The 18,998-nt window shown below is 67.4% G+C and carries 10 protein-coding genes; 1 reads left to right on the plus strand and 9 read right to left on the minus strand.

Annotated elements, in window-relative coordinates:
* Nucleotide 1 precedes the first annotated feature (1 nt).
* The 9 genes from ABIC94_RS06025 to ABIC94_RS06065 all read right to left on the minus strand — a co-directional run bounded on the left by ABIC94_RS06025 (nucleotide 2) and on the right by ABIC94_RS06065 (nucleotide 18,730).
* On the minus strand, nucleotides 2-1,144 hold the full coding sequence (locus ABIC94_RS06025; RefSeq protein WP_354372104.1) for an ABC transporter permease: 1,143 nt from the start codon (nucleotides 1,142-1,144) through the stop codon (nucleotides 2-4).
* Nucleotides 1,137-2,681 (minus strand): ABC transporter ATP-binding protein, encoded by a 1,545-nt coding sequence (locus tag ABIC94_RS06030; RefSeq protein WP_354372106.1) that lies wholly within the window; start codon nucleotides 2,679-2,681, stop codon nucleotides 1,137-1,139. Before ABIC94_RS06030 ends, ABIC94_RS06025 begins: the two co-directional genes overlap by 8 nt.
* 100 nt (nucleotides 2,682-2,781) lie before the next feature.
* Nucleotides 2,782-4,065, minus strand: coding sequence for an NCS2 family permease (locus ABIC94_RS06035; protein WP_436317951.1), 1,284 nt, complete (start codon nucleotides 4,063-4,065; stop codon nucleotides 2,782-2,784).
* 176 nt (nucleotides 4,066-4,241) lie between these two features.
* On the minus strand, nucleotides 4,242-5,225 hold the full coding sequence (locus ABIC94_RS06040; protein ID WP_354372109.1) for a LysR family transcriptional regulator: 984 nt from the start codon (nucleotides 5,223-5,225) through the stop codon (nucleotides 4,242-4,244).
* Between the two features lie 126 nt (nucleotides 5,226-5,351).
* Nucleotides 5,352-7,817, minus strand: a complete 2,466-nt coding sequence (gene xdhB, locus ABIC94_RS06045; protein WP_354372110.1) for a xanthine dehydrogenase molybdopterin binding subunit — start codon at nucleotides 7,815-7,817, stop codon at nucleotides 5,352-5,354.
* Between the two features lie 2 nt (nucleotides 7,818-7,819).
* Nucleotides 7,820-9,451: a xanthine dehydrogenase small subunit gene (gene xdhA / locus ABIC94_RS06050; protein WP_354372111.1), complete on the minus strand. Its 1,632-nt coding sequence runs from the start codon at nucleotides 9,449-9,451 to the stop codon at nucleotides 7,820-7,822.
* A 209-nt stretch (nucleotides 9,452-9,660) separates the two neighbouring features.
* Complete coding sequence (locus tag ABIC94_RS06055; RefSeq protein WP_354372112.1) at nucleotides 9,661-9,870, minus strand: MbtH family protein; 210 nt, start codon at nucleotides 9,868-9,870, stop codon at nucleotides 9,661-9,663.
* A gap of 21 nt (nucleotides 9,871-9,891) precedes the next feature.
* Entirely contained in the window at nucleotides 9,892-11,211 is a 1,320-nt protein-coding gene (locus ABIC94_RS06060; protein WP_354372113.1) for a glycosyltransferase, read from the minus strand.
* Nucleotides 11,212-11,221: 10 nt separating this feature from the next.
* Nucleotides 11,222-18,730, minus strand: a complete 7,509-nt coding sequence (locus ABIC94_RS06065; protein WP_354372114.1) for a non-ribosomal peptide synthetase — start codon at nucleotides 18,728-18,730, stop codon at nucleotides 11,222-11,224.
* A gap of 22 nt (nucleotides 18,731-18,752) precedes the next feature.
* Between ABIC94_RS06065 and ABIC94_RS06070 the strand changes: the two genes are divergently transcribed.
* On the plus strand, nucleotides 18,753-18,956 hold the full coding sequence (locus ABIC94_RS06070) for a hypothetical protein (RefSeq protein ID WP_354372115.1): 204 nt from the start codon (nucleotides 18,753-18,755) through the stop codon (nucleotides 18,954-18,956).
* The last annotated feature ends 42 nt before the right edge of the window (nucleotides 18,957-18,998 follow it).

An 18,998-nucleotide genomic window follows, 5' to 3' on the forward strand; every position in this document is an offset into this window, starting at 1 on the left:
GTCAGAGGGCTCCTTCGGTCGGCCGCGCGGCCGGGGCGGTCAATGGCGTGCTGGCTTGCAGCGAGCTTGTCGCCAGGACGGCTTTTGCGGTGGCCTTGCGGCGAATGCGGTAGGCAATGAGCGTGTCGCAGGCCAGCAGCGTGAAGAGCAGCAGGCCCTGGAACACGCCGGTGAGCGACTTGGGCAGGCCGAGACGCGATTGCGCCAACTCGCCGCCGATATAGAACATGCTCATCAGGATGGCCGAGAACACCATGCCGACCGGATGCAGCCGCCCGACGAAGGCCACGATGATGGCCGCGAAACCGTAGCCCGCTGGCACGTACGGCGTGAGCTGGCCGAGAGGGCCCGCCACTTCGAGCGCGCCGGCCAGGCCCGCCGCGCCGCCCGAAGTGAGCAGCGCGATCCAGATTGCGCGGCGCGCCGAGAAGCCCGCATAGCGCGCGGCCGCGGGTGCAAGCCCGCCGACCTGCTGCGCGAAACCCGCCCGCGTGCGGAACAGGAATACCCAGAGCGCGCCGACGCCCAGCAGCGCGATGATCAACCCGATGCTCACGCGCGAACCCTTGAAGAGCCGCGGAATCTGGGTCACGGCCTCGAAAGTTTTCGACTGCGGAAAGTTGTAGCCCTGTGGATCCTTCCAGGGGCCGAACACCATGTAGCCGAGCAGCAGCGTGGCCACGTACACCAGCATCAGGCTCACGAGGATTTCGTTGGCGTTGAACCGGTCGCGCAGGAACGCCACGATGCCGGCCCACACCATGCCGCCGACGGTGCCCGCAACGAGAATGGCTACGACGATCCACGAGCCCGTGGTCTTGTCGGCCATGAGCGCGACGCCGCCCGCGGCAATGGCGCCGAACACGAACTGCCCCTCGGCACCGATGTTCCAGACGTTGGAGCGAAAGCACACCGCCAGCCCAAGCGCAATGATGAGCAGCGGCGTCGCCTTGATCGTCAGCTCGCCGATCGCGTAGCCGCTCTTGATGGGTTCGTAGAAGAACACCAGCAGGCCCTTGACCGGGTCTTTGCCCAGTGCGGCGAACAGCGCGACGCCGATCAGCACGGTGATCAGCAGCGCGAGAATCGGTGAGGCAAAGGTCCAGAAGCGCGAAAGCTCCGGACGGGGTTCGAGCTTAAGCATGGGCCGCCTCCTTCACTGCCGAAGAAGCGGCGTTGCCTTGCTGCGGCCACAGCCCGCTCATCCATTCGCCGATTTGCGGCAAGGTGGCGGCGGCGCGGTCGATCGAAGGCGAGAGCTTGCCCTTCGCGATCACGTGAAGCCGGTCGCTGATGTCGAACAGCTCGTCGAGCTCTTCGCTCACCACCAGCACGGCGCAGCCGGCGTCTCGCAGCGCAAGAATTTCGCCGCGAATCAGCGCGGCAGCGCCCACGTCCACGCCCCAGGTGGGCTGCGAGACGATAAAAAGCTTGGGGTTGGCGTCGATCTCGCGGCCGACGATGAACTTCTGCAGGTTGCCGCCCGAAAGCGAACGCGCCGCGGCGTTCGGTCCGCCGGCCTTGACGTTGAAGCGCGCGATGATCGCCCCGGCGTGCTTTTCGAGCGCCGAGGTGCGGATCCAGCCACCCTTGCCCACTGCGTTGCTGCGCGTGAGCAGCAGGTTGTGCGCGAGCCCCAGCGTGGGCACCGCGCCACGGCCCAGCCGTTCTTCCGGCACGAAGTGCAGGCCTAGCGCGCGCCGTGCGCGCGGCCGCAGCCGCCCCGCGGCCTTGTCGAACACCTGGACCATCGCAGGCTCGGCGCGCACGTCCTCGCCCGACAGCGTGTAGAGCAGCTCCTTCTGGCCGTTGCCGGACACACCGGCAATGCCGACCACTTCGCCGGCCCGGACTTCGAACGAAATACCGTCGAGGTCGACACCGAACTGGTCTTCGCGCGCCAGAGACAGCCCGTGGACACGCAGCGCCACCGCGCCCGCATGCACAGGCCGGTGCTTGAGCGGCGGCGGCTCGCCACCGATCATCAGCCGCGAGAGCGACTCGTTGCTTTCGTTCTGCGGATTGCACACGCCCGTGACCTTGCCGCCGCGCAGCACCGTGCACGCCGTGCACAGCTCGCGAATTTCGTGCAGCTTGTGGCTGATGTAGAGAATGCTGCAGCCTTCCGACGCCAGCTTGTTCAGCACGCCGAACAGCTTGACCACCGCCTGTGGCGTGAGCACCGAGGTCGGCTCGTCGAGGATCAGCAGCTTGGGGTTGGTGAGCAGCGCGCGGATGATCTCCACCCGCTGCATCTCCCCCACCGACAGCGTGTGCACCGGTCGCGAGGGATCGATGTCGAGCCCGTATTCGCTCGCCTTGGCCGTGATGCTGCGCGCCACTTCGGCCAGCTGCAGCGACTTGTCGAGGCCCAGCCACACGTTTTCGGCCACGGTGAGCGTGTCGAACAGGCTGAAGTGCTGGAACACCATGCTGATGCCGAGCGCCCTGGCTTGCTGCGGGTTGCGCAGGTTGACGGCCTGGCCATCAAAGATAACGGTGCCTTCGTCGGGCTTGACCGAGCCGTAGATGATCTTCATCAACGTCGATTTGCCGGCGCCGTTCTCGCCGAGCACGGCATGGATCTCGCCGGGCGCCACGGCCAGCGAGATGTCGCTGTTCGCCACCACCGCGGGGTAGCGCTTGGTGATGTTCGCGAGCTGGAGTCTGGGGGTTGTCATGCCGGGTTTCGTGGGTTTGTCTCGTTCAACAGCAACAAGCGGAAAGTAGCTATAAGTTTAATAGCGTCCCCGCATCCATCGGCGCCCGACGGCGCTCTGCTCAGTGTCCGCCGATATAGGCGAACTTGAACAGGAAAATCGCCGCGATCACCCAGACCATCGCATGCACTTCCCGTGCCCGGCCGGTGAACAGCTTGAGCACGGCATACGTGATGAAGCCAAAGGCCAGGCCATTGGCAATCGAATAGGTGAACGGCATGGCCAGCGCGGTCACGGCCGCGGGAATCACCTCGGTGGTGTCTTCCCAGTCGAGTTCGACCAGGTCGCGCAGCATCAAGCAGCCCACGAACAGCAGCGCCGGTGCGGTGGCATAGGCCGGCACCGAGCCCGCGAGCGGCGAAATCATCAGGCACGCAAGGAACAGCGCCGCCACCACCACGGCCGTGAGGCCGGTGCGCCCGCCCGCCTGCACGCCCGCCGCGCTTTCCACGTACGCCGTGGTGCTCGAGGTGCCGAGCAGCGAGCCCGCGAAGATGGCGCCGCTGTCGGCCAGCAGTGCCTTGTTCATGCGCTCCATCTTGCCGGGCACCAAGAGGCCGGCACGCTTGGCCACGCCCATCAGCGTGCCGGTGGCGTCGAACATCTCGACCAGGAAGAACACCAGCACCACATTCAGGATGCCGCCCTTCAGCGCGCCCATGATGTCGAGCTGCATGAAGGTGGGCGCGATCGACGGCGGCGCGTCGAACACGCCGTGGAACTTGTTGCCGCCGAAGAAGAACGACAGCACCGTGACCAGCAGGATGCCGATCAATATGGCGCCGCGCACCTTCAGCCGGTCGAGCGCCACGATGACCAGGAAGCCCAATGTCGCCAACACCACCGGCGCCGAGTGCAGGTCGCCCAGCGTGACGAAGGTGGCTGGCGAGGCCGCCACCACACCCGCGCTCTTGAGCGCGATGAGCGCCAGGAACATGCCGATGCCCACGGTGATCGCCGTTCGCAGCGACTGCGGTATGCCCCGTATGAACAACTCCCGCAACCCCGTGACCGTGACAACCAGGAAAAGGCAGCCCGAAATGAACACCGCGCCCAGCGCCACCTGCCATGTGTAGCCCATGCCCAGTACCACCACGTAGGCGAAGTAGGCGTTCAGGCCCATGCCCGGCGCCATGGCGATCGGGTAGTTGGCGTACAGGCCCATGATCAGCGTGCCCAGCGCCGCAATCAGGCAGGTGGCCACGAACACCGCGCCCTTCGGCATGCCCGCGTCGCCGAGGATCGACGGGTTCACGAAGATGATGTAGGCCATCGTCAGGAAGGTGGTGAGCCCTGCGATGACTTCGGTGCGCACCGTGGTGTTGTGCTCGGCGAGCTTGAACATGCGTTCAAGCCAGTTCGCGTTCTGCGGCGCGCTGCGCACGGCGGTCCCCGAGGCGTGGGGATCGGTGACCTTGGGCACCTCTTCAAACCTGTTCATGTCGCTTGTCTCCAGCTGTTGTATTGGGCGATTCGTTCATCGTTGCCTCGGCCGCGTCGCCGGCGCGGCCGAAGGATTCGTCAGGGCGGATCGGGCGCCTCGGCCGCGAGGGCCCGCGAGGCCGGTGTGGTGAAGGCGGGCCGCAGCGATGCGGCCACGTCCTTGATGCATTCGCGCAGCCAGCGCGCGGAGCTCGACGAATGGGTGCGCTCGTGCCAGAGCTGGTAGTACATGAGGCGCGGCAGCGCCACCGGGCAATCGAGAATCTTCACCGGTAGCCGCGCCGCGAAGCGCTCGCAGTACTGGCGGCCGGTGGTGAGCACCAGCAGGCTCGAAGCCACCATGTCCGGAATGAGGCTGAAGTGCGCGCAGCGCGCGGTGATGTTGCGCTGGCGCCCGAGCTCGTCGAGCATCTGGTCGATGATGCCGCGCCCGCCCGGGTGCATGGGCGTGGGCGCGATGTGTTCGGCCGCGAGCCAGGTTTCCAGGTCCCAGCCGCGGCGCACCGCCGGATGGTCCTGGTTGACCAGCGACACCACCTCGTCGCCGAAGAGCCGCGCCATGTGCAGGTCTTCCGGCGGCTTGAGCCAGTTGCCGATGACCAGGTCGACCTGCCCCAGCGCGAGATGGCCGTGGTAGTCGGAATCGGGCGTGAGCGCGTGGATCTCGATCTGGCACAGCGGCGCCTCGCGCTTCACGTGCGCCACCAGCATCGGCAGGAAAAGCGGGTCCATGTAGTCGCTCGCCGCGATGCGAAAGGTGGTGGCCGCCGATTGCGGCTCGAAGCCGCGCGCATCGGAGAACAGCATTTCGGCCGCGCGCAGGATGCTCGCCGCGGGCTCGATCATGCGCAGCCCCGCATCGGTCGGCACCATGCCCGAACCCGAGCGCACCAGGAGCGGATCGCCCGAGAGTTCGCGCAGGCGCTTCAGCGCGGCCGACACGGCCGGCTGGTACATGCCCAGGCGAATGGCGGCGCGCGAAACGCTGCGGTCGGTCAGCACGGTGTGCAGCACCCGGATGAGGTGCAAGTCGATCTTGTCGAACAGCGCCTGGTCACGCATGGCACGTCCTCCCGGGTTGCGCGCACTCCGGCGCCCCGGCAAAGCCGGTTCCGCGGCGTTTCGCGAAAAGGATGAGGACGTGGTGCATTGGGAGGACTTTGGACATGCGCCAAAGTCTACGGGTGGCTATGCGGACTGGACGGCCGTGATGGCGCGAAGAATCGATTCGCTCGTGGCCGGCGCCTTCAGCGGCGGATCGACCTTGTGGCCGCCCGCCGCCGACACCGCGTCGCGGATGGCGAAGAACACCGAGAACGGCAGCAACAGCGGCGGCTCCCCCACGGCCTTGCTGCGGTGGATGGAGTCCTCGAAGTTCTGCCCTTCGAACAGGCGCACGTTGAAGACGGGCGGGCAGTCGTTGGCCGTCGGAATCTTGTAGGTGCTGGGGGCGTGCGTGGTGAGCTTGCCCGCATTCCTGGAGCCGTCGGCAGGGTGCCACACCAGCTCTTCGGTCGTGAGCCAGCCCATGCCCTGGATGAAGGCGCCTTCGACCTGGCCGATGTCCACGGCGGGGTTCAGCGACTTGCCCGCATCGTGCAGGATGTCGGCGCGCAGCAACTTCCATTCGCCGGTGAGCGTGTCGACGATCACCTCGCTCACCGCTGCGCCATAGGCGTAGTAGTAGAACGGACGGCCCTGCATCTTGTCCTTGTCCCAGCTGAGGCCGGGCGTGGCGTAGAAGCCATCGGACCAGAGCTGCTTGCGGTCGAGGTACGCCTCGCCCACCACGGTGCTGAAAGCCAGCGTGCGGCCGTTGACCTCGACCTTGTCGTTGGCAAAGCGCACTTCGTTCGCCTTGCCGCCATGGCGCTCGGCGGCGCTCTCGGCGAGGCGCTCGCGGATCTGCCGCGCCGCATCCTGCGCGGCCTTGCCGTTCAGGTCGGCGCCCGTCGATGCGGCGGTGGCCGAGGTGTTCGCCACCTTGGTGGTGTCGGTCGCGGTAACGCGCACGCGCTCGAAGCTCACGCCCAGTTCATGCGCCACCACCTGCGCCACCTTGGTGTTGAGGCCCTGCCCCATCTCGGTACCGCCATGGTTCACGAGAATGGAGCCGTCGGTGTACACATGCACCAGCGCGCCGGCCTGGTTGAAGTGCTTGACGTTGAACGAGATGCCGAACTTGAGCGGTGCCAGCGCAAGGCCGCGCTTGAGCACCACGCTCTTCTGGTTGAAGGCCGCGATCTCTTCGCGCCGCGCGCGGTAGTCGCTGCTGGTTTCGAGGTCGGCCACCAGTTCGTGAACGATGTTGTCGGTCACGGCCTGACGGTAGGGCGTGACGTTGTTCTGCGTCGTGCCGTAGAAGTTGATGCGCCGCACATCGAGTGGATCGCGGCCCAGTAAGCGCGCGACCGAGTCCATGATGTTCTCGATGGCAATGGCGCCCTGGGGCCCGCCAAAGCCCCGGAACGCCGTGTTGCTCTGCGTGTTGGTCTTGCCCGAAAAGCCGTGCATCGCCACGTTGGGCAGCCAGTAGGCGTTGTCGAAGTGGCAGAGCGCGCGGGTCATCACCGGGCCGGAGAGGTCGGCCGAGTGGCCGGCGCGCGAGACCATGGTGATTTCCGCGCCGAGGATGCGGCCCTCGTCGTCGTAGCCCACGTCGTATTCATACCAGAAGCAGTGGCGGCGGCCAGTGATCATGAAGTCGTCGTCGCGGTCGAGCCTGAGCTTGACCGGGCGCTGCAGCTGCCGCGCCGCGATGGCTGCCACGCAGGCAAAAAGCGCCGATTGCGACTCCTTGCCGCCGAAGCCGCCGCCCATGCGACGGCATTCCACATGCACCTCGTTCGACTGCAGGTGCAGCGCATGCGCCACCAGGTGCTGCATCTCGCTCGGGTGCTGCGTGGAGCAATGGATGTGCAGCGCCCCGCCCTCTTTCGGAATGGCGTAGCTGATCTGGCCTTCGAGGTAGAACTGTTCCTGCCCGCCCACGTCGAGCGTGGCACTGTGGCGATGCGGCGCCTTGGCGATGGCGGCGCGCACGGCCGCCTCATCGCCTTCGTTGGCCGCGCCGCCGCTGCGCACGATGTGCATCGGCGGCACCACGTACTGGCCGCGCGCATGCGCGTCCTGCGGCGTGAGCACGGGCGGCTGCGCCTCGATGGTCATCGCGTCCTTGGCCTTGGAAGCGGCACGGCGCGCGGCCTCGCGCGTCTGGGCGATTACCGCGAACACGGGTTGGCCGAGGTAGCGGATCTCGCCGCCCTCCTTCATCGGCAGCAATATCGGGTCGTCATGAACGATCGAGCCGCAGTCGTTGGTGCCGGGAATATCGTCGGCGGTGAGCACCGACACCACACCCGGCATCGCGCGGATGGCATCGAGCGACAGCGCCGTCACCCGGCCGTTGGCCGCGGGCGAAAGACCCAGCGCGCAATGCAGCGTACCGGTGATCTCGGGAATGTCGTCGATGTAGGTCGCTTCGCCTGCCACGTGCAGGTGCGCCGATTCGTGCGGCCGGCTGATGCCGACGCGCGCGCCGAGGTCGTGGGCCACCGCCTCGGCCACGGGGTCGATGCGCGCGGCAGTGTTCTTCAGGTAATCGGCAAAAGCCTCGGCGGGCTGCAGCAAGCTGGCGTCGATGGGTTTGTTCATGGTCAGGCTCCTTCGGCCGCGGCTTTGACCGCGGCATGAGGCATCACGCTCCACACGCTGGTCTCTTCGAGCGACAGCGCGTCTTCGGTGCGGGTTTCGAGCCAGAGGCGCTGGACGAGGTTCTGCGCCACCTGCAGCCGGTAGTCGGCCGATGCGCGCATGTCCGACAGCGGCTTGAAATCCTGCGCAAGCGCCACCTTGGCGGCGTTCACGCCGGCTTGCGTCCAGGGCTTGCCCACGAGCGCGGCTTCGGCCTTCGCGGCGCGCTTCACCGTGGCGGCCATGCCGCCGAAGGCGAGACGCACGGCCTTGACGGTGTCGCCGCCCTCTTCCAGTTCGATGGCAAAGCCCGCGCAAAGCGCCGAGATGTCGCAGTCGAAGCGCTTGCTGATCTTGTATGCGCGCACCTGGCGCTGCATGGCCGCGAGCGGAATCGCCAACCCCTGCACGAACTCGCCGGGCTGCAGCTGGTTCTTCATGTAGTCGATGTAGAAGTCGGGCAGCGGCATGCGGCGCACCACGTCGCCGCGGCGCAGCTCGATCTCGGCGTCGAGCGACATCAGCACCGGCGGCGAATCGCCGATGGGCGAACCGTTGGCCACGTTGCCGCCCATGGTGCCGGCATGGCGGATCGGCGGCGAAGCGAAGCGCAGCCACACGTCTTCGAGGCTGGGCACGCGCTGCACCAGTGCGGCAAAGGCCGCCTCGAGCGAAGCGCCCGCGCCGATGTAGAGCTCGCCGCCCTTTTGACCCTCTTGGCCCTGGCGGGTTTCGATGGACTTCAGTTCAGCCACGTCGCCGACATAGATGATGTCGCCCAGGTCGCGGAACTGCTTGTTCACCCACAGGCCGACATCGGTCGAGCCCGAGAGCAATTGCGCGCGCGGCTTCTGCTCTCGCAATGCCGCGAGCTGCGCCAGCGTCCTGGGGGCATGGAAGTGGTCGATGCGGGCGCCGAGCGGCGCGGCGTAGTCCAGGCCATCGTTCTGCAAGGCAGCAAGTGCCGCCACCACGGGCTGGGTGTCGAGCCGCACGGCCGGCAGGTCGAACATGCGCTGCCCGGCATCGAGGATCGGCCGGTAGCCGGTGCAGCGGCACAGGTTGCCCGAGAGCTCGTCGGCCAGCTGCTGGCGCGTGGGCTGCGTGCCCTCGGCCTGGTGGTGTTCGTACGCAGACCACAGCGACATCACGAAGCCGGGGGTGCAGAAGCCGCATTGCGAGCCATGGCAGTCGACCATGGCCTGCTGCACGGGATGCAGCGTGTGAACGGCGTGCTTCTTGTTGTTGTCCTGCGGCTGGGCTGCGGCGCACTGCGCCTTCAGGTCTTCGACCGTGAACAGCGCCTTGCCGTGCAGCGTGGGCAGAAACTGGATGCAGGCGTTGACGGTCTGCAACTGCAACCCGCCGACCGTGCCCGGCGCGTCGGCGTCGGCGGCCAGTTCGCCGATCACCACGGTGCAGGCGCCGCAGTCACCCTCGTTGCAGCCTTCCTTGGTGCCGGTGCAGTGCGCATCTTCGCGCAGCCAGTCGAGCACCGACCGGGTCGGGTGGACGCCGCTGACGTCGACGATCCTGCCGCGGTGAAAGAAGCGGATGGGTTGCGTGTTGTTGCTGCTGCTGCGCTCTGTGCTCATGCTCTTTGGCCTCGTGGGCGGCTCGGTTTCCCGAGCCAAGCCTGGACGTTAGCCGCTTGCGCCGGTGCCCACATACCGCAAGAGCCATATTGCGTATGTGGACGCGGGTATGCGGCCTAAGGGGAAACCCTGGAGAGCGAGAGCAATTCCCGGGCCATGGGGCGTGAGCGCGCCCCATGGCGGGAGCCGGTGGCGAGGGGGCGGCGGTGTCAGGCCCCGCTGGCCGCCACCAGCGAGCGCGGCCGCATGTCGGCCCAACTGGCTTCGATGAAAGCGCTGCAGGCGGCCCGGTCGGTCGCTGGCAGCGCCACCTGCCAGCCGGCGGGCACCGCGATGAAGGCGGGCCACAGCGAGTGCTGCCCTTCGTGGTTCACCAGAACCTGGAAACTGGTGTTCTTGTCGTCGAACGGATTGCTCATGGTCGATTTCCTTGCTTGGCTTCAAGCCATTTCCGCGTAGGCGGAGGTTGTCTCTCGCAGCATCTCGAGGGCTTCGGCAATGCCGGCCAGCGCGCGGTGCCGCGCGAAATCCTCGCGCAGCGCGGCGGCACGCCGGCGGTAGGTGGATTCGCCCAGCACCTTGCGCACGGCATCGCCGATCTGGCGCGCGCCCGGCTGGCCGCCGCCCAGGTTGATGCCGGCGCCGGACCAGGCCACGCGCGCGGCGATTTCGGGTTTTTCTTCGGTGGTGCCCGCCACCACCAGCGGCACGCCGAGGCTGAGCGCATGGTTGACGGAGCCGTAGCCGCCATTGGTCACCATGGCATGCACCTTGGGCAGCAGCCGGTCGTAGGGCAGGAACGGCAGCACACGGGCATTGGCGGGCAGGTTCGCGCTCAGGCCGGGCGGCACCGGGCCGCCCGTGGTGGCGATGACGAGGGTGTTCTTGTCGCCCGCCAGCGCCTGCAGGGTCGGGCCGATCAGCTGCGCCGGGTTCTGGTTGGCCAGCGTGCCCTGCGTTACCAGCACGACCGAGCGGCCGTCGTCCAGTTCATGCCACCAGTCGGGCGGCGTGAAGTCGCGGCTGGCGGGCGCGAGCAGCGGGCCGACGAACCGGACCGATGCGGGCAGGTCGCTGCGCGGGTACTCGAACGACTCCGCCGTCAGCTGCAGGTAGAGGTCCGGCAGCTTGACCATGGCGTCGATGAAGAAATCCGGCAGCGCGGGAGAGCCCGAGCGCGCCAGCAAGGCGTCGAAGTAGCGCTGCACGTCGCCGAACATCGCCTGCTTGAGGTTGGCGTTCATCGCCCGATTGCGCTGCCGACCTTCCGGCGTGGACGACGGCGGCAGCGCGGTGCCGAAAAAGGCCGTGTCGCAGCTGGAGAGCGGCAGCGCCGAGATGCCGACGGCCACGATGGCCGACCGGTCTTCCCGATGGCCCAGCAGCAGCGGAAAAGTGCCGCAGAACATCGTGTCGACCACGATGGCGTCGGCATCGAAATCCCGCAGGATGGTGCGAAGGCCCGCCAGCTGCGGCGCCATGGCATCGGCGAAGAAGTGCTTCAGGCCGAAGCACAGTTGCGCATGCGCCGAAGACAGGCGCTGGCGCTCGGGAAAGCGCTGGTCGAGCTGCCGGTAGTCGTAGTCGATGGCGGGCGCAAAGGCGGTAAAGCTCGCGCCGGTGGCCTCGGCTTGCGCCCTGAACTGGCTTGCGGTATGCACCCGCACCTCATGCCCGAGGCCCACCAGGTGCTGGGCAATGGCGAGCATGGGCAAGACGTGCCCCGGCAAGGCGGTGGCGGCAATGAGATAGCGTGCCATGCGAATCCTCCTATGAAGAACTGGTGGTGGTTTCCAGGGTGCGGCGCGTCTTGGTGTCGATGCCCAGATCGACGAAGTAGCGCTGCAGCAGATCGCGGTCCACCGGCCGGATGGGCGCGCCGATGGCTTCGAGTTGCGCGTGGGTGGCCGCGCCGCTCACCTGCGGCGGCGTGGCCGAGGTGTCGTAGCGGTCGAGAATGGCCAGCACCGCGGCCAGGTCGCGGTCTTGCCCGGCGGCCAGCCGCGCATGCGCGCGCTGCAGCCACGATTCCAGCCCCACGGGCTCCAGGCGCATGCCCAGCCGCTCGAAGACTGGCGGAATGTCGCGCACCCGCAGCGCCTCCTGGCTCATCAGGTGGAACACCTGGCCCCATGAGGCCTCTTGCCCCGCCAACCCCAGAATGGCGCGCGCCACGTCGTCCACCGGCGTGAGGTTGAGCGGCAGGTCCATGTCGGGAATCGCCTCCAGGTCGGCATAGAGGTGCGCCACGCGCCAGATCAGGTCGTCGGCATTGCAGATGGCATGCGCGTGGTCGCCGGTGACCGCGCCCAGCCGGTAGATGGCCACCGGCATGCCGCGCGCCTGCGCCTTGCGGGCCAGCGCATCGGCCACCCATTTGCTCTGGCTGTAGCCGTCCACGAGCCCGCTCCACGAAGCCAGCGCCGATTCCTCGGTAACCGTGCCGTCCTTGTTGTTCTGGTCGATCACGGCCAGCGTGGAAACGTAGTGCATGCTCTTGGCGCGGCCCTGCGCAGTCCATTCGAGCAGCGTGACCACGCTGTCGACATTCGCGGGCTTGAGGCTGGCGTAGGGATGCAGAAAGTCGACCTGCGCGGCGCAGTGGTAGATGGCGTCGCAGCCATCCCGCACCAGCTGCACGGCGCCGTCGTCGAGGCCGAGACGGGGCTTGCCGAGGTCGCCGGTCACCACCTTGATGCGCGCGTCGTCCCAGATCGCGCCGAGCTGCCGCTGGGCCAGCGTGCGCTGCAGGCGCAGCTTGCCCGATTCCTCATCGGGCGCGCGCACGTGGCAGACCACGCAGGCCGCCGTGTCGCGAAGCAGCGCGGCCAGCAAATGGCTGCCGACGAAACCACTGGCGCCGGTCAGGAACACCCGGTTGGGAACCAGCTTGGGCGCAGTGTCCTGCGGGCGAATGTGCGCGGGCAAGTCGAGCTCGCGCGACAGGTCCAATGCCTCGGCCGCGCCGCCGGCGTTGTCGATCCATGCAGCCAGCTCGGCGATCGACGGGCGGTTGTACACCTCCGCATGTGGAAAGTCCGGGCGCATCTGCTGGCGAATGCGCATGCCGAGCTGGATGGCCATGAGCGAATGGCCGCCGAGTTCGAAGAAGTTGTCGTGGATGCCGACGCGCTCCAGCTGCAGGGTCTCGGCCCAGAGTTGGGCCAGCTGCTTTTCAGTGGGCGTGCGGGGCGCGGCATACAGCGTGGCGGCCTGTTGCTGCTCGGGCATGGGCAGCGCCTTGCGGTCGAGCTTGCCGCTTTGGCTCAACGGCAAGAACTCGAGATGGATGAAGGCCGACGGCACCATGTAGTCGGGCAGGGCCTGCGCCACGTGTGTGCGCAATTCGCCCGGCTGCAGATCGGCCGCGGCCACCGCGGCCACCACGTAGGCCACCAGGCGCTTGTCGCCCGGCACATCCTCGCGCGCAATCACGGCCGCCTGCGTCACCTGCGGGTGCTTCAGCAGCACCGATTCGATCTCGCCCGGTTCGATGCGGTAGCCGCGAATCTTCACCTGCTGGTCGGCACGGCCGAGGAAGTCGAGGCTGCCGTCGCTGCGCCAGCGCGCCAGGTCGCCGCTGCGGTACATGCGGCTGCCGGGTGCGCCGTAAGGGTCGGCAATGAAACGCTCGGCGCTCAGCAGCGGCCGGTTCAGGTAGCCGCGCGCCAGGCCGCTGCCCGCGATGTAGAGCTCGCCCGCGACGCCCGGCGGCACCGGCTGCAGGCCGTCGTCCAGCACATACATCCGCGTGTTCCAGATCGGCCGGCCGATCGACGGCGGCTCTTCGGCATTCATCGGCGCGCTCATGCTTGCACAGATGGTGATTTCGGTCGGCCCGTAGGCATTGATCATGCGGCGGCCTTGCGACCACTGCGCGGCCAGCGCGGCAGGGCATGCATCGCCGCCCACCACCAGCGTTTGCAAATGCGGGAATTCGCCCTGCGGCAAGGTCGCCAGTGCGGCGGGCGGAATCAGCGCATGGCTGACCTGCTGCCTTTCGAGCAGCTCGGCCAGGTCCGTGCCCAGCAGCTGCCGGGCCGCCGGAACCACGAGCGCGGCACCGGCGTGGAAAGCCATCAGCTGGTCCATGACCGACGCATCGAAACCGCTGGACGAGAACTGCAGCACGCGCGAATCAGCGCCGATGGCGAGCCGCTCGGCCATGGCCGTTCCGAGGCTGTTCAAACCGGCGTGCGGCACCACCACGCCCTTCGGCATGCCGGTGGAACCCGAGGTGTAGATGATGTAGGCGGCATCCTGGGGGCCGACCGGTTCCGCGTGCACCGGAGCATCGTTCGGCTGCATGGCCAACGCCGCCACGGTTTCATCGCTGTCGAGCGCCAGGCAATGGGAAACACCGGCCAGTTGCGGCAGCAGCGCGGCGTGAGTGAGCACTGCAGCGGGAGCCGCCTCTCCGAAAACGAAAGCGCTTCGACCCGCCATGTGGTTCGGGTCGATGGGCAGGTAGGCCGCACCGGCCTTGACGACGGCCAGGTGCGCCGCCACGAGGTCGAGCGAACGCGGCAGCACCGTCGCGACGATGGCGCCGGCGCCGATGCCCCGGCCGCGCAGCAGGTGCGCGAGCCGGTTGGCGCGCTCATCGAGCTCGGCATAGCTGACCGTGGCGCCGTCGAGCACCACCGCTGCCGCATGCGGACGCGCGGTGGCATGGGCCTGCACCATGTCGGCCAGCGTGAGCGGCGCCAGCTCGCGTGCGCTGCCGCTCCAGTCGTCCAGCAGGAGGCGGTTTTCCTCGGCGCTCAGGATGGCCAGGCTGGCGATGGGCTCGTCGGGCGCATCGCACGCTTCTTCCAGCAAACGAGCCAGCCGCGCCGCGATGGACTCGACCGTGCGGCGATCGAACAGATCGGTGCTGTACTGAATGCCGCCCGCAATGCCGCCCGGCAGGCCGTCTGCGCCGCGCAGCTCGTCGAGGATGAACGACAGGTCGAACTTCGCGGTGTCGACGGCCACCGGCTGCGGCGTGATCGACAGGCCCGGCAGGCTGAAAGACAGCCGGTTGCCGCCCTGCTGGAATCCCAGCATGACCTGGAACAAGGGCAGGTTGGCGCCCGAGCGTCCGGGCCGCAGCAGTTCCACGATGCGGTCGTAGGGGAACTCCTGGTTCGCATAGGCCGCGAGGTTGGTGGTGCGAACCCGCGCGATCAGTTCGCGCAGGCTCGGCTGTCCCGAGAGGTCGTTGCGCAGCACCAGCGCATTGACGAAGCAGCCGATGAGCTCGTCGAGCGCGTGATCGCTGCGCCCGGCCACCGGCGTTCCAATCGCGATGTCGTCGCCGGCGCCGAGCCTGTGGAGCAGCCCCGCGAGCGCGGCCTGCAGCACCATGAAGACGCTGGCCTGGCCGTCGCGCGCCAGCTGCAGCATGCGTTCGTGCACGCGCGGTGCGATCTGCATCGGCACCACGTCGCCGCCGTAGCTGGGAACAGCCGGGTGGGGCCGGTCGACCGGCAGGCTCAGCCGCTCCGGAAGGTCGCGCAAAGTCTCGCGCCAGAACTCCCGCTGGCGGCCAGCCATGCTGTCGGGGTCGTCTTCGCTGCCGAGCAGTTGCTGCTGCCACAGCGCGTAGTCGGCATATTGCACCGGCAGCGGTGCCCAGCCCGGCGCCTTGCCTTCGCACCGTGCGGCATAGGCCACGCTCAGGTCGCGCGCCAGCGGCAGCAGCGACGCGCCGTCGCCCACGATGTGGTGCGTCAGCAGCAACAGCACGTGCTCGTCGGCGGCCAACCTGAACAGGTGGGTGCGCAAGGGCACGGTGCTGTCGAGCTTGAAGCCGCGGCGGGCCGCGGCATGCAGCTGCGCGGCGATTTCTTCTTCGCTGCTGGCGGCTTCGATCACCGCGGGCCGTGCCTGCTCGCCGCCCAGAATGTGCTGGTACGGCAGTCCGTCTTCATTCGGATAGATGGTGCGCAGGCTTTCGTGGCGCTGTACCAGGTCGCCCAGCGCCTCATGCAGCGCCGCGCGGTCCAGCACGCCCGAGAGGCGCAACGCCAGCGGCATGTTGTAGGCCGGGTTGGCGTCTGCCAGCTGGTTCATCAACCACAGGCGGCGCTGCGCGAACGACAGCGGAATGCGCAGCGGACGCGGCATCGGCGTGACGCTCGGGCGTGCACCCGATTGCTGGTCGAGCAGCTCGGCAAGTCCGGCAATGGTCGACACCTGGAACAGCGTGTCCACCGGCAGGTCGATCATGAACTGCTGCCGGATCATCGAGATCAGCTGCACGATCATCAGCGAGTGTCCGCCGAGCTCGAAGAAGTTGTCGTGAATGCCCACGCGCTGCAAATGCAGCGTCTCGGCCCAGAGGCCGGCCAGTATCTTTTCGGTGGGCGTGCGCGGCGCGGCATAGGGCGTGGCTGCCTGCAACTCCGGCGGCGGCAACGCCTTGCGGTCGAGCTTGCCGCTGGGGCCCAGCGGCAGCGCCGGCATGCTCACGAAGGCCGAGGGCACCATGTAGTCGGGCAAGGCCTGCGCCAGGTGGTCGCGCAGTTCCGCAGCCTGCGGGTCGGCCGAGTCCGCGGCAACCACGTAGGCCACCAGGCGCTTCTCGCCCGGCGTGTCTTCGCGCGCGATGACGGCCGCCTGGGCAACTTGCGGAAACCGCAGCAGCACCGCTTCGATCTCGCCAGGCTCGATGCGCAGGCCCCGGATCTTCACCTGCTGGTCGGCACGGCCCAGGAAGTCGAGGCTGCCGTCGGTGCGCCAGCGCGCGAGGTCGCCGCTGCGGTACATGCGGCTGCCAGGGGCTCCGTAGGGGTTGGCAATGAAGCGTTCAGCGCTCAGCAGCGGCCGGTTCAGGTACCCGCGCGCCAGGCCGATGCCGGCGATGTACAGCTCGCCGGCCACGCCCGGGGGCACCGGTTGCAGGCCGCTGTCCAGCACATGCATCTGCGTGTTCCAGATCGGCCGGCCGATGGGAACGCTCGCCGATGCCGGCTCTGCGCCGGGCTCGCGCAGGCACTCCCACGAGGTGACGTCGACGGCGGCCTCGGTGGGTCCGTAGAGGTTGTGCAGTTCGCAAGACAGCCGCTGCTGGAACTGCGACTGGAGTGCGGGCGACAGGGCTTCGCCGCTGCAGATCACGCGCCGCAGCGTGGTGCATGCGGAGGCCGCGGGCTCGAGCAGAAAGACCTCGAGCATCGAAGGCACGAAGTGAATGGTGGTGATGCCTTCGTCGGCGATGAGCCCGGCCAGGTACGCCGCGTCCTTGTGGCCGCCCGGCTTCGCCAGCACCAACGTGGCGCCGTCGATCAGCGGCCAGAAGAATTCCCACACGGACACGTCGAAGCTCGAAGGCGTTTTCTGCAGCACGCGGTCGTCGGCCTGCAAGCCGTAGCGGTCTTGCATCCAGCGCAGGCGATTGACGATGGCGCGATGCGACACCACCGCGCCTTTCGGCGTTCCGGTGGAGCCCGAGGTGTAGATCACGTAGGCCGGGTGCGCAGGGTCTGTTGCCGCATCGGGATCGGTGTCGGGATAAGTCCCCAGTTCGGCAATCGTTTGCGGCAGGTCGAGCAGCAATTGCGATGCATCGCCCGGCAGCGTCTCCGCGAGCGCCGAGGTGGTGATCAGGCACACCGGCTGCGCATCGCCGAGCATGAAGGCGATGCGGTCCTGCGGAAAATCGGGATCCACCGGCAGGTAGGCGGCGCCGGTCTTCAGCGTGGCCAGCAAGGCCACCATCAGCTCCAGCGAGCGCGGAATGGCAAGTGCCACGGTGCGCTCCGGGCCCGCGCCGCGCGCGCGCAGCAGATGGGCCAGCCGGTTGGCGCGCCGGTTCAGCTCGCCGTTGCGCATCGCTTGCCCTTCGAAGCGCAATGCAACGCCTTGCGGGTTGCCTGCAAGCTGTGCTTCGATCAGCGCCGTGAGCGTGGTGTCCGGCACCGCGTGCGTTGTGTCGTTCCAGTCCACCAGCAGTTGCCTGCGCTCGTCGGCGCCGAGCAGGTCGATGTGGCCGATGGCCTGGTCCGGCTGCCGGATCACCGCAGTCATGAATGCGAGCAGCCGGCGCTGATGGTCGGCCAATGCCTCGGCGGTATGCACCGCCGGGTTGGCGTCGAAGTCGATCTGCAGGTCTTGCCCGTTGCCGCGCTCGTACAGGAAGATGCCCAGGTCTTCGGCAGTGCCGTTGGAAAGATTGCGCGGCTTGGCGGCATGCCCGGCAAAGCGGAAGTCGTAGTCGAAGGGTTCGACGTTGACCACGGTGGTGAACAGCTGCCGGTTGCTGACCAGCATGTTCAGGTCGCTGCGCAAGTGTTCGTAGCGGTAGCTCTGGTGCCGCAGAATTTGCCGCATCTGGCGCCCCACTTCGCGAATCAGCTCCGGAATGGGAAGGTCGGCACGCATCGCCAGGCGCAGCGGCAGTGCGTTCGCAACCATGGCCGGCACGCGCCGCATGCGGTCGTTGTGGCGGGCCGTCACGGGGATGCCGATCACCATGTCTTCGGTGCCAGTGGCGCGGTACAGGTAGGCCGCGGTGGTGGCAATCAAAATTTGCGGCAGCGTGGTTCCCAGCTCTTGCGCAATCCCTTGCAAGGCCTGCACGCTGGCTGCCGGCAGGTGCACCGTCCGGCGCAGCAGGCCTCCGACGTTGACAGACCGGTGCGAGGCCAGGCTCAGGGGGTCGGGTGCATCGCCGAAGTGATCCGTCCAGTACTGGCGGTCGCGCGGAAAGCGGCCCGACTCGCGGTAGGCATTGTCTTCCTCGGCCAGTTGCGAGATGGGCGCCAGGCGCGACGCTTCCGGAATCTCGGCGTTGCCCGCGGCCATTGCGCTGTAGACGTCCGCGAAGCGGCGCGCAATGAGGCCGCCGCCGAATCCGTCGAGCACGATGTGATGGCTGCGGTGATACCAGATGTGCCTGTCGGGTGCGATGCGGATCAGCGCGGAGAGCCACAGCTGCCCCTGCGCCAGGTCGATGTTGCGGGCGAAGTCGGCACGCATCCAGCGTTCCGCCGCGGCGTGCGGATCGTACTCGCCGCTCACGTCGAGGTATGGAATTTCGCTGGTGAAAGTGGGCGCCACGATCTGGCGCGGCCCCTGCTCCGTATCGACAAAGCTCAGGCGCGTGGCTTCGGCTTCATCGGCCACTTGCCGCATGGCAGCGAGAAAAATTGCGGGATCGATCTCACCGTCGATATCGATGGCTTCGGCAAGATTGAAATTGGTGTCGGGTGAAGCGAACTTTGCGCCGAGCCACATCGCCATTTGCCCCGATGTGAGGGGTGCTGTTTTTCCCTGGTGAACGACGGTCGTCATGCACTTCTCCATGAGGTCTTGAATGAAATCGGCAACGATGCATGTGCGCGTGAAATGGACGCGTGGCGCACCCGCCGCTCAAGAAGAAATGCTGGTAGCCCGCGGTGAAAATCCGTTCACACTGCCGGACCAATGTACAAGTGGTTGCATCAATTTCGATGACGCTTTTTCGTCGAAGAAGCGTTCTCGCGAAACATTGAGCGCGAAAGAATTCATCGAGAAGTGAGCATTCGATTTGCACTATCGAAATGCGAAAGCTTTCAACGTA

Source organism: Variovorax paradoxus (assembly GCF_040544635.1).
GTDB classification, from domain to species: Bacteria; Pseudomonadota; Gammaproteobacteria; order Burkholderiales; family Burkholderiaceae_C; genus Variovorax; species Variovorax paradoxus_R.